The sequence below is a fragment of the Paenibacillus sp. FSL R5-0341 genome (assembly GCF_037975235.1).
GTDB lineage: Bacteria > Bacillota > Bacilli > Paenibacillales > Paenibacillaceae > Paenibacillus > Paenibacillus amylolyticus_A.
Genome location: NZ_CP150241.1, coordinates 5,123,461 through 5,136,222, shown reverse-complemented (window position 1 = coordinate 5,136,222; position 12,762 = coordinate 5,123,461). Strand labels below are relative to the sequence as shown.

Genomic DNA, 12,762 nt, shown 5'->3' with positions numbered 1-12,762 from the left:
AACATGTGAATTTTGGAGGGGAAAGTATACAATGAAAGCAACTTGGGAAAAGATAGAGAAGAACCTTGGGGTTCTTGAGGTTGAAGTGGATGCAGATCGTGTAACTGCAGCACTCGACAAAGCTTTTAATAAAGTGGTAAAACAAGCAAACGTACCTGGATTCCGTAAAGGTAAAGTACCACGTTCCATCTTCGAAGCACGTTTTGGTGTAGAGAGCCTTTATCAAGAAGCAATCGACATTTTGCTTCCTGAAGCTTATACAGAAGCAATCGACCAAACGGATATCTTCCCGGTTGATCGTCCTGACGTAGATGTTGAACAATTCGCTAAAGGACAAACATTCAAGTTCAAAGCGAAAGTAACTGTGAAACCTGAAGTTACCCTGGGTGACTACAAAGGAATCGAAGTTGCTGTAGCAAAAGGTGAAGTAACTGACGCAGAAGTGACTGAAGAACTTGAGCGTCTTCAACAACGTCACGCTGAACTCGTTGTAATCGACGAAGGTTCCGCTGCAAACGGCGACGTTGCAGTAATCGACTTCGACGGTTCCGTTGATGGTGTACCTTTCGAAGGTGGACAAGCTGAGCGTTATTCCCTGGAACTGGGTTCCAACACATTCATTCCTGGATTTGAAGAGCAAGTTGTGGGTCTTTCCACAGGCGACTTCAAAGACGTAGAAGTGACTTTCCCAGAGAGCTACCATGCAGCAGAACTTGCTGGCAAACAAGCGGTATTCAAAGTGAAAATTCACGAAATCAAACGCAAACAGCTTCCTGCATTGGATGATGAGTTTGCTAAAGATGTTAGTGAATTCGACACACTGGAAGAGTACAAAGCTGACCTGAAAACACAATTGGAATCCCGTAAAGCTGACGAAGCCAAAGCTGCTCAAGAAAATGCAGTTGTAGAAAAAGTGGCTGAGAACGCTGAAGTGGACATTCCTGCTGCAATGGTTGAGAGCGAAGTACAAAACATGATGCGTGATTTCGACAACCGTCTGCGCAACCAAGGTATGAACCTTGAAATGTTCCTGAGCTTCTCTGGCCAGACTCAAGCTGACCTGAGAGGACAAATGCAAGAAGATGCTTCCAAACGTGTTCGCAATAACCTGGTGCTTGAAGCTGTAGGTAAAGCGGAAAACATTGAAGTATCTGACGAAGAAGTGAATCAAGAACTCGAAAAAATGGCTGAATCTTACAAGCGTCCTGCTGAAGAGATCCGTGGCATCCTCGAGGGTAATGGTTCCCTGGACAGCCTTCGCGATGAAGTTAAACTGCGTAAAACGATTGACGTTCTTGTTGAGAACAGCACAGTTGTTGAGCCAGTTGAAGCTCCAGCTGAAGAAGTTGTTGCAGAAGCTGACGAAAAATAAGACAAGCTGTTATCAACTTGTCAGTTGAATAAACGATAAGGCACGTGAACTATTGCGTGCCTTATTTTTAAATTATGACATCCATTTTATAGAAAATGAAGTAATAATATGGATGGATACTAATTTTATTGATCGGTGTACACTTTTTACATACCTATGACACTTCGTGCAAATAAAAAATGGCAATACGGCATAGGATGGCTTCAATTTGCACATACATAGAAAACATGGTTAAATATGATCAGGCAAAAAAGTAAACGAACTGATGTCTGACACACTTGTGAAAAATGACATTGTCACAGGAAAGTGTTAGAATGAATTTGGGTTTGCTTTACAGGTGGCCTATGTCTAATTACATGTAGAAAAGAGGTTGGTCTCATGAGTCTGGTGCCAATGGTTATAGAACAAACCAATCGAGGCGAGCGGTCTTACGATATATATTCGCGTTTGCTGAAGGATCGCATTATCTTTCTAACCAGTGCGATTGATGACGATGTAGCCAATCTTGTCATAGCGCAGCTTTTGTTTTTGGCAGCCGACGATCCTGAAAAGGATATCAGCTTGTACATTAACTCACCTGGTGGTTCTGTCACCGCAGGGATGGGTATATACGATACGATGCAATATATCAAGCCGGATGTATCTACCATTTGCGTAGGAATGGCAGCAAGCATGGGTTCTTTATTGCTGACAGCCGGTGCGCCTGGCAAGAGATATGCGCTGACGAACAGCGAAGTGATGATTCATCAGCCGCTTGGCGGTATTCAAGGACAGGCTGCGGATATTAAGATACACGCAGAATGGATTATTAAAACACGTCAGAAACTGAATCAAATATACGTCGATCGTACGGGTCAGTCTCTTGAGAAAATTGAGCGGGATACGGACCGTGACTTTTTCATGAGCGCTGACGAAGCTAAGACGTACGGCATTATTGACCAGGTGCTCAGTAGACCGATCAATTCCTAAAGGGGTGGTTTCATGTTTAAATTTAACGATGAGAAAGGGCAACTGAAATGCTCTTTTTGCGGTAAATCTCAGGAACAGGTACGTAAGCTGGTCGCTGGACCAGGCGTGTACATTTGTGATGAATGTATCGAACTTTGCACCGAAATCGTTGAGGAAGAACTCGGTCATGATGAAGAAGTAGACCTCAAAGATATTCCAAAACCGAAAGAAATTCGTAATATCCTGGATCAATATGTTATTGGTCAGGAACAAGCGAAGAAGTCATTGTCTGTTGCAGTGTATAATCACTACAAACGGATCAACACACAAAGCAAGATTGAAGATGTTGAGTTGTCGAAGAGTAACATTTTGCTGTTAGGACCTACGGGTTCTGGTAAAACGTTGCTTGCGCAAACGATGGCAAAAATTCTGAATGTACCTTTTGCTATTGCTGATGCTACTTCATTAACAGAAGCGGGTTATGTAGGTGAGGATGTAGAAAACATTCTGCTGAAGCTGATCCAAGCTGCTGATTATGATGTGGAAAAAGCAGAGCGTGGCATTATTTATATCGATGAGATTGATAAAGTAGCGCGTAAATCCGAAAACCCATCCATTACTCGTGATGTATCGGGTGAAGGTGTACAACAGGCACTCTTGAAAATTCTTGAAGGAACCGTGGCTTCTGTACCACCACAAGGTGGTCGTAAACATCCTCATCAAGAATTTATCCAGATCGATACAACGAATATCCTGTTCATTTGCGGTGGTGCCTTTGATGGTCTGGAGCAAATGATCAAACGTCGGATCGGTAAAAAAGTCATTGGTTTCAACACTGTTGCTGAGCAACAAGATCTGAAACCAGGTGAATATCTGGGCATGGTATTGCCGGAAGACTTGCTGAAATTCGGTCTGATTCCGGAATTTGTAGGCCGTCTGCCAGTCATCTCCACGTTGGAGCCACTGGATGAAGATACGTTGGTACGGATTCTTTCCGAACCGAAAAACGCGCTTACCAAACAATACCAAAAACTGCTTGAGCTGGACAATGTAAATCTGGTATTTGAACCAGCTGCATTGCTCGCGATTGCAAAAGAAGCAATCAAACGTAATACAGGTGCACGTGGTTTGCGTGCCATCATTGAAGGCATCATGCTTGAAATCATGTATGAAGTGCCTTCACGTGAAGATGTTACGAACTGTGTCATTACCGAAGAAGTCGTTGAGAAAAGAGTCGTGCCTGAACTAAGCCAATCGAAGGACGATAAGCAGGAAGAAAGCGCCTAATGAAAGCCTGAAACCTGTTTGAACTCTGAAATATAGACTTGTCAGTTCTCCACTTTGGCAGAAGGCGAATTCATGTCTCTGTCAGGGTGGAGCTTTGACGTTGTGGGGAGAGAAATCACTCATGTATTTAAGACAAGATACACGTCCCGTGAAAGTGGGAAACGTAACGATCGGTGGCAGTAATGAAGTCATTATTCAAAGTATGTGTACAACCAAAACGGCAGACGTAGAGGCAACAGTTGCAGAGATTCTGCGACTGGAAGAAGCCGGCTGTCAAGTGGTACGTGTAACGGTAAATAATGAGGAAGCTGCTGCAGCTATCAAGGAAATCAAAAAACGCATCAACATACCGCTCGTAGCAGATATTCATTTCAACTATAAGCTGGCATTGCTTGCAATTGAGAACGGCATTGATAAAGTGCGGATCAATCCAGGTAATATTGGTAAACGTGCTAAAGTCGAAGAAGTAGTTAAGGCTTGTAAAGATCGCGGTATTCCAATTCGGATCGGGGTAAATGCAGGTTCACTTGAAAACCATCTGCTTGAGAAGTACGGGTATCCTACAGCTGATGCTATGGTAGAAAGTGCATTGTATCACATTGGTATCTTGGAAGAACTGGATTTCCATGATATTATCGTGTCCCTCAAAGCATCCGATGTGCCGATGGCGATTGAAGCTTATACCAAAGCAGCTCAAATTATTCCGTATCCGTTGCATCTCGGGATTACCGAAGCAGGTACACTGTTCTCTGGAACGATCAAAAGCTCTGCAGGTATGGGAGCCTTGCTGTCCATGGGTATTGGTTCAACAATGCGAATCTCGCTTAGTGCGGACCCGGTGGAAGAAATCAAGGTTGCTCGTGATTTGCTCAAAACTTTTGGACTCATTACGAATGCAGCTACATTGATCTCCTGCCCGACGTGTGGACGTTTGGACATCGATCTATTCTCCATTGCCAACGAAGTGGAAGAGTATATCTCCAAACTTAAGGTACCGATTAAAGTATCGGTGCTGGGTTGCGCAGTTAATGGCCCAGGTGAAGCCAAAGAAGCGGATATCGGCATTGCCGGTGCTCGTGGAGAAGGTCTCTTATTCCGCCATGGTAAGATGATCCGTAAAGTGCCTGAAGAAATCATGGTTGAGGAATTGAAAAAAGAGATCGACAAAATCGTCGAAGCCTATGAAGAGACAGGTGTTATTCCTGGTCGTTCGCACTGATTGATTCATATCTAGTTTTCGTAACAGCCCGCCAGCGATGGTGGGCTTTTTATTTTCTAGCATACAAATTCCGCATCGCCCGTTTACGTCGCGTTGAAAAGGCTATACTACCAAGTATTAGCATGATCTCATATGAGAATAGCGACAAAATAGGAGGATGTGAAGACATGGAATTTGGTATGGTCATCATGTTGATTCAGTTATTTTTTGGAGTGGTGATTGGTTTGTATTTCTGGAACCTGCTACGTGGTCAGAAAACGAACCGCAGTGCCGTTGAGCGAGAATCTCGCAAGGAACTGGAGAAGCTGCGCAAGCTGCGTTCAATCTCACTCACCAAGCCGTTGTCGGAGAAGACGCGTCCAGCTACCATTAACGATATTGTTGGGCAAAAAGACGGGCTGCGTGCCCTTAAAGCTGCATTATGCAGTGCGAATCCGCAACATGTTATTATTTATGGCCCTCCCGGAGTCGGGAAGACAGCTGCCGCAAGGGTTGTGTTGGAAGAGGCCAAGAAGAATCCGTCTTCTCCTTTCAAGCCAGACGCGAAATTCACAGAGCTGGATGCAACAACAGCCCGTTTTGATGAGCGTGGAATTGCGGACCCCTTAATTGGTTCGGTCCACGATCCGATATATCAGGGAGCAGGAGCCATGGGCGTTGCAGGTATTCCCCAACCGAAACCGGGCGCTGTCACGAAAGCGCATGGGGGAATGCTTTTTATTGATGAAATTGGTGAATTGCATTCGATTCAGATGAATAAGCTGTTGAAAGTGCTGGAGGATCGCAAGGTGTTTTTGGAGAGTGCGTACTATAACTCGGAAGACACGCATACTCCTGCTTATATCCACGATATTTTTCAAAATGGCCTGCCGGCCGATTTCCGCCTTGTTGGAGCAACAACACGTTCGCCTCATGAACTGCCACCAGCTTTACGTTCCCGCTGCATGGAAGTCTATTTCCGTCCTTTATTGCCTGAGGAGATCGGGCGAATTGCAGAAGACGCTGTGCAGAAAATTGGGTTCAGTCCATGTCCGGATGCCGTTGATGTGGTCAAGCGATATGCAACCAATGGACGTGAAGCGGTCAATATCATCCAGCTCGCTGCTGGGCTTGCGCTAACAGAGAAACGTGAGACACTCCAGGCGTCCGATGTGGAGTGGGTGGCGGGTAGCAGTCAGATTCAGCCACGGCCTGATCGCAAGGTCCCTTCACAGCCGCAGGTGGGGTTTGTTAACGGCTTGGCGGTATATGGACCGAATATGGGAACCATTTTGGAAATTGAAGTGTCTGCTGTTCCGGCTCTCAAAGATCAAGGCCGAATCAACATTACAGGAGTTGTGGATGAAGAAGAGATTGGAGGCGGTTCACGTACACTCCGGCGAAAAAGTATGGCTAAAGGCTCGGTTGAAAATGTGTTAACCGTATTAAAAGCCATGGGTATTCGTCCGAATGATTACGATTTACACGTGAATTTCCCGGGCGGGACGCCTATTGATGGTCCATCCGCCGGGATCGCTATGGCGACTGCCATTACATCAGCCATTCAGGGGCGCCCTGTGGATCATGAGACAGCGATGACTGGCGAGATCAGTATCCATGGTCGGGTGAAGCCCATTGGCGGCGTACTGGCCAAGGTGGAGGCTGCTTTTCAGGCAGGAGCGAAGACCGTTATTATTCCGGCGGAGAACTGGCAGTCCATTTTTGAGAATCTGGAGGGCTTGCGCGTTATTCCGGTAGATACGGTACAGGACGTATTCCGTGAAGTGTTCGCCTGGGTTCCGGAATCGCAACAGATGGAACAAACGAAGCTTGCAGATGAGGCGATTGCACCTGCAACGGAGATTTTTCCACCGGCATCCGCTTCCTATTTGCGTGCGGACGTGCCTCGCCCAGGACAGGTTACAGATTCGGGAAGCTGCTAAGCGCTTCCCTTCATTGGTTTTTTATGTGAACATTTGATAGAATAATGAATGACTACAACCTGAGAGCCATTGGAGGTGCGAAAGCGATGGGACCGAGCAAAGCGAAAGGTCGTCGTTTTCCTTTACTGCCTTTAAGAGGACTTCTCGTCTACCCGAGTATGGTACTGCATCTCGATGTGGGCCGGGAGAAATCGGTCAAGGCTTTAGAAAAAGCGATGGTAGAAGAACATTTGATTCTCCTATGTTCCCAAGCCGAAGTAAATATTGAGGAACCAACACAAGAGGACATTTTCAGAATCGGAACCGTGGCCAAGGTCAGACAGATGCTGAAGCTTCCGAACGGTACGATTCGTGTACTCGTGGAAGGCTTGGAACGGGCTGAAATTATTGAATATACGGACAACGAGGAATATTACGAAGTGCTGGCACAAGAACTGCCTGAAGAGGAGAATACTCATCCGGAGACGGATGCCTTGATGCGTACCGTTCTGAACCAGTTCGAGAATTATATTAATCTGTCCAAAAAAGTGACACCCGAGACACTTGCAGCAGTGTCCGACATCGAAGAACCGGGGCGCCTGGCCGATGTCATTACAAGTCACCTGTCCTTGAAGATCAAGGATAAACAGGAAATTCTGGAGACCATCGACGTTCGGGAACGTCTGGAGAAATTGCTGGACATCCTGAACAACGAACGCGAAGTGCTGGAGCTTGAACGTAAGATCAGCCAACGTGTGAAGAAACAGATGGAGAAAACGCAGAAGGAATATTATTTGCGCGAGCAGATGAAAGCGATCCAGAAAGAACTGGGTGAAAAAGAAGGCCGTGCGGGTGAGGTCGAGGAACTTCGTACTCAGATGGAAGAACTCGGCTTGCCGGACAAGGTGAAAGAAAAGGTCGAGAAAGAAATTGATCGACTGGAGAAAATGCCTGCAAGTTCAGCCGAGGGTGGAGTGATTCGTAACTACGTGGATTGGCTGCTTGGACTTCCTTGGAGTCAGATGACAGCAGATGATCTGGATATCCAAAAAGCCGAGGACGTGCTCAATGCAGATCATTACGGGTTGGAAAAGCCCAAAGAGCGTGTGCTTGAATATCTGGCTGTCCAGAAGCTCGTCAAGAAGCTCAAAGGGCCGATTCTCTGTCTGGTTGGACCTCCAGGGGTCGGTAAAACATCACTTGCCCGTTCGATCGCGAGATCGCTAGGACGGGAATTTGTAAGAATATCTCTTGGCGGCGTGCGGGATGAAGCGGAGATTCGTGGTCACCGCCGTACCTATGTAGGCGCCATGCCTGGGCGTATCATCCAGGGGATGAAAACGGCAGGTTCACTCAATCCGGTATTCCTGCTGGACGAGATTGATAAGATGGCTTCAGACTTCCGCGGAGATCCTTCCGCAGCACTGCTTGAAGTGCTTGATCCGGAACAAAATAATACGTTTAGTGATCACTTTGTAGAATTGCCGTTTGACTTATCCAACGTTATGTTTATAACAACTGCCAACACCGTACACAACATTCCGCGTCCTTTGCTGGATCGGATGGAAATGCTCAACATCCCTGGTTACACGGAGCTGGAGAAGCTGCAAATTGCGAAAAACTATTTGCTGCCCAAACAGAAGCAGGACCATGGTCTGGAAGAAGAGCAACTGGAAATCCCGGATGACGCACTGTTGCGTGTAATTCGTGAATATACACGGGAGTCCGGTGTACGGAATCTGGAACAGCAGATGGCTTCGTTGTGCCGGAAAGCGGCCAAGAACATCGTATCCGGTGTGGAAGGTCAGATCAACATCACATCAGATGCGGTCAAAGACTACCTTGGACCTGGCAAGTTCCGTTATGGCATGGCCGAGCTGGAAGATCAGATTGGTACCGTAACCGGTCTCGCATGGACTGAAGTGGGTGGAGATACTCTTGTCATTGAAGTGACTGTCGTACCTGGAACAGGTAAATTGACCCTCACAGGTAAACTGGGGGATGTCATGAAGGAATCGGCTCAAGCCGCATTCAGCTACACCCGTTCCAAAGCTACGCAGCTCGGGATTGCACCAGACTTCCATGAGAAGAACGATATCCACATCCACGTTCCGGAAGGAGCGATTCCGAAGGATGGTCCGTCTGCGGGGATTACGATGGCAACAGCGTTAATCTCAGCCTTGACGAACAAACATGTTTCGAAGGATATCGCCATGACTGGTGAAATCACGTTGCGTGGGCGTGTACTGCCGATTGGTGGTCTGAAAGAAAAATCACTGGCAGCCCATCGTGCCGGCTATAAAAAAATATTATTGCCTAAGGATAACGAACGGGATCTGCGTGACATTCCAGACAGCATCAAGGAAGATGTGGAATTTGTCCCAGTAGCCCATATGGATCAGGTGCTGCAGCATGCACTTGTTGAGCAGGCAGGAATTCACCTGTAATCCACATATCCGAAAGGTTCGTATGAAGAGTAAACCGTTCTGCGGAGGCTTCGGCGTCCGCTGGAACGGTTTTTTTGGTATGATAGAACAATCCATGGCATAATACCATCAACAGGTTATGCTTAGCACAGCGTTCAAGAGAGGAAAGATACAATTATGAAAGTAAATCAATCTGAATTTATTATCAGTGCCGTTCGGCCTGAACAATACCCTGAGGACGGTCTGCCAGAGATTGCTTTGGCGGGACGCTCCAATGTGGGGAAATCTTCCCTGATCAACCGTTTGATCAATCGTAAAAATCTGGCTCGGACAAGCTCAACACCGGGTAAGACCCAGCAACTGAACTATTATAAAATTAACCAGGATCTCTACTTCGTCGATTTCCCAGGGTATGGCTACGCCAAAGTTTCTAAAGAGCAGCGTTTTGCCTGGGGCAAAATGATGGAGAAATATTTGCTCGGACGTGAGGAATTGAAACTGGTTATGCAGATGGTGGATATGAGACATGAGCCATCCAAGGATGACAAGATGATGAATGAATGGCTTCGTCATAACGGACTGCCTTTGGTTGTAGTCGCAACCAAGATGGACAAGATTCCAAAAACACGCAGAGCCAAACATATCAAAGTCATCAAGGAATCACTGGGTCTTCGCTCAGGGGATTTGTTTGTACCATTCTCATCCGAAGAGGGATTGGGGAAAGAAGAGTTATGGGACATCATTACCCGCCATGCCCGCATAGATAAGTATGCACCAGAAGTACTGGATGCAGAGAATGCTTCTGAAGAGAAAGAAACCAACGGAATTAACGGATAACCGAGATATCATACCGTTTGAGTGCAGGAAAGTGAGCATGCTAAGTGAATTGTTGATAAGATCAAGATTGATCCGATTTTTAATGGAATTTCGTGAGAATTCATCATGTGGGTCTGGAGCGAATTAACGTTATGGTAGTGTATAATGAGCATAGGTGCATATTGCCAACAGTACCAAAATACCGGTCTTGCCGGCCTGAAGAATTTTGAGATGACTGCTACATGTGCAGGAAGGCAAAACAATCGGGAAAGAATTGAGGGATTTGTATGGCTCAGCGGTTAGCCACAGAGTACGTCAAGGCCACTATGAAATTGTCAGAACCCCAGATGCATCAGTTTTTGCGCATGACAGAAGACGGCAGACTCCATCATCGGGTGAAGGTGTTGGACAATGGTTGTCAGCAGGTTGTGCTGGGGGATATAAGTGGAGAAGAAGTTCATTTCCCTTTTGACCGTATAGAAGGGTTTTATATCTGTGAGTTATCTTGCCGCCTGGTGAATCTGCATCTGACTAACGTTGTCCGGAAGCTCTTTATGACTTTTAAGGGCGACGGGGTCGTTCATCGGATCTATAAAGGGTTCACCATGACGTATGTTTATGCTCAAGGCACTGTCCGTAAAATTGTGGAGAAAACCGGGGAGAACACCCGAGTGATCTATGAATACAAAAATACGTTGCTTGAATTGCAACATCTGTTCCAGGCCAGAGATGTAGAACGCGAAATTAACCGTGTGTATGCGGAGATTGATTCACTGCTGGACACTAGATAAGATGCGACTGCTGATCAGCTCCATCAAATTGATGAGACCCTTGCACGTTATCAAAAACGATTGTTTGAGTTTGAGGCTTATTAACCTGAAGTTGTATGCTTATATACGTATATGAATGTAATGAGATTCCCTTGTTTCTTCCGGGTAGTGGCACTCGCCAATGCGGAGTTTGCAGGGGATTTTTTGATGAGAGATCGAATATTCCGAATTGGACATATTTATTTTACAATCTTCTGGAAAAGGGTTGATTTCACTCTGATTCAATGTTATTTTTAATCTCGATCTGTCCCATAACATCCCAAATTTTAATAGTCATGGAATAATTCCATGGCTATTTGTTTTAAATATCCGAATCGTTATGAATATTCATATTAAGCACTTTTTAACGCATAACGGTGAACTTTGGTGAGACACTACAATAAATGACAGTGCATATGATGATGAACATGGTGATTTCATAAACATTTCATAAAAATGACCCGGTCACGGCTATGATGTGTGATATAATTAACCATGTCAATCATAAATGGATAGACATATGCAGTAAGCACTTTGATTGGAAATTTATTAGGCAGGTGAACTTGCAATGCACATCGTTGTCGTTGGTTTGAATTATCGCACGGCGCCTGTAGAGGTTAGGGAACGATTCACATTTGCAGAAAAGGACTTGTCTGAAGCGCTGCAGCAGCTCAAGCTGACCAAGAGTGTATTGGAAGGTGTAATCGTGGCCACATGTAACCGTACCGAGTTGTATGTTGTGGTAGACCGTCTTCACATGTGTGGTTATTTTATTCGAACATTCATGGAACAATGGTTTAATGTACCACGGGAAGAATTTACGCAACACTTATATATATATGAAGATGATCAAGCCATGCGCCATTTGTTCCGTGTGATCTGCGGACTAGACTCCATGGTCATTGGTGAGACTCAGATTCTTGGACAGGTGAAACAGGCTTTTCTTAAAGCTCAGGAAGAGAAATCAACAGGTACTTGGTTTAATATGCTGTTCAAACAGGCAGTTACGTTGGGTAAACGGGCACATTCGGAGACTTCCATCGGGGAGAGCGCCGTATCCGTCAGTTATGCTGCTGTTGAGCTGGGCAAGCGGATCTTTGGCATGTTCACAGACAAGAAGGTACTGATTTTGGGTGCCGGCAAGATGAGTGAACTGACCGTGAAGCATCTCTATGCCAACGGAGCATCCGAAGTCATCGTGGCAAATCGTACGCTCGCAAGAGCCGAAGAATTGGCAGCCAAGTTCCGGGGAACACCTTGTACCATGGAACAGGCATTAGAGCGACTTACTGAAGTTGACATTGTTATTAGTTCCACTGGGGCTGAGCGTTATGTCATGGATGCAGCAGTGGTACGGGAGAGTATGAAGCGTCGTCAATCTCGTCCATTGTTCCTGATTGATATTGCAGTTCCGCGCGATATTGATCCGGCGATTGCTGAATTATCCAACGTCTTCCTCTACGATATTGATGATCTGGAAGGAATCGTGGAGAGCAACCTGGAGATGCGCAAGGTGGAAGCTGCCAAGATTGAGAGAATGATTGAGCTTGAGATGGAGGATTATTACCATTGGCTCAAAACGTTGGGCGTTCGTCCCGTCATTCGTGCTTTGCAGGAAAAAGGTGTCTCCATTCATGAAGAAACGATGGATAGCCTGTTCAATAAACTGCCTGAGCTCGATGAACATCAACGTAAAGTCATTCGTCGTTTGACCAAGAGTATTGTGAATCAAATGACGACAGATCCGATTAACCGGATCAAAGAAATGGCAGGTACGAAGCAAGGTGATGAAGCTCTGCGCATGTTTACTCAGATTTTTGCTCTGGAAGATGCAGTAGAGACGGCTGCTGAAAAAGTAAATCAGAGTGATGCCACGGCTCTGGGTAAACCAGCCGCTCACCTTAACGAAAACCGGCAAGACCCCGTGCCGGCTTATGCTCCGGCAGGCGTATAAGGCGGGTGGGCAGCTTGACCCTTGCTGAAC

Annotated in this window: 9 protein-coding genes; all 9 read left to right on the top strand. The window is 46.0% G+C overall.

The window, feature by feature from the left end; genetic code table 11:
* Window positions 1-31 precede the first annotated feature (31 nt).
* The 9 genes from tig (at window position 32) to hemA (ending at window position 12,732) form a co-directional block, all read left to right on the top strand.
* Window positions 32-1,372, top strand: coding sequence for a trigger factor (gene tig, locus MKX75_RS23045; RefSeq protein WP_062837819.1), 1,341 nt, complete (start codon window positions 32-34; stop codon window positions 1,370-1,372).
* A 378-nt stretch (window positions 1,373-1,750) separates the two neighbouring features.
* The gene (clpP, locus tag MKX75_RS23040; RefSeq protein ID WP_062837818.1) at window positions 1,751-2,341 is read left to right on the top strand and encodes an ATP-dependent Clp endopeptidase proteolytic subunit ClpP; all 591 of its coding nucleotides are present in this window, start codon (window positions 1,751-1,753) and stop codon (window positions 2,339-2,341) included.
* Window positions 2,342-2,353: 12 nt separating this feature from the next.
* Window positions 2,354-3,607, top strand: coding sequence for an ATP-dependent protease ATP-binding subunit ClpX (gene clpX / locus MKX75_RS23035; RefSeq protein ID WP_062837817.1), 1,254 nt, complete (start codon window positions 2,354-2,356; stop codon window positions 3,605-3,607).
* Between the two features lie 121 nt (window positions 3,608-3,728).
* Window positions 3,729-4,826, top strand: a complete 1,098-nt coding sequence (gene ispG, locus MKX75_RS23030) for a flavodoxin-dependent (E)-4-hydroxy-3-methylbut-2-enyl-diphosphate synthase (protein WP_017692591.1) — start codon at window positions 3,729-3,731, stop codon at window positions 4,824-4,826.
* Between the two features lie 167 nt (window positions 4,827-4,993).
* Window positions 4,994-6,748, top strand: a complete 1,755-nt coding sequence (gene lonB, locus MKX75_RS23025; RefSeq protein WP_062837816.1) for an ATP-dependent protease LonB — start codon at window positions 4,994-4,996, stop codon at window positions 6,746-6,748.
* An 86-nt stretch (window positions 6,749-6,834) separates the two neighbouring features.
* A complete protein-coding gene (lon, locus tag MKX75_RS23020; RefSeq protein WP_339166969.1) occupies window positions 6,835-9,174 on the top strand; it encodes an endopeptidase La in 2,340 nt (779 codons plus the stop codon).
* Between the two features lie 156 nt (window positions 9,175-9,330).
* The gene (gene yihA / locus MKX75_RS23015) at window positions 9,331-9,990 is read left to right on the top strand and encodes a ribosome biogenesis GTP-binding protein YihA/YsxC (RefSeq protein WP_062837814.1); all 660 of its coding nucleotides are present in this window, start codon (window positions 9,331-9,333) and stop codon (window positions 9,988-9,990) included.
* Window positions 9,991-10,256: 266 nt separating this feature from the next.
* Window positions 10,257-10,760, top strand: a complete 504-nt coding sequence (locus tag MKX75_RS23010; RefSeq protein WP_339166967.1) for a non-ribosomal peptide synthetase module — start codon at window positions 10,257-10,259, stop codon at window positions 10,758-10,760.
* A gap of 586 nt (window positions 10,761-11,346) precedes the next feature.
* Window positions 11,347-12,732 (top strand): glutamyl-tRNA reductase, encoded by a 1,386-nt coding sequence (hemA, locus tag MKX75_RS23005; RefSeq protein ID WP_076333708.1) that lies wholly within the window; start codon window positions 11,347-11,349, stop codon window positions 12,730-12,732.
* Window positions 12,733-12,762: the final 30 nt, after the last annotated feature.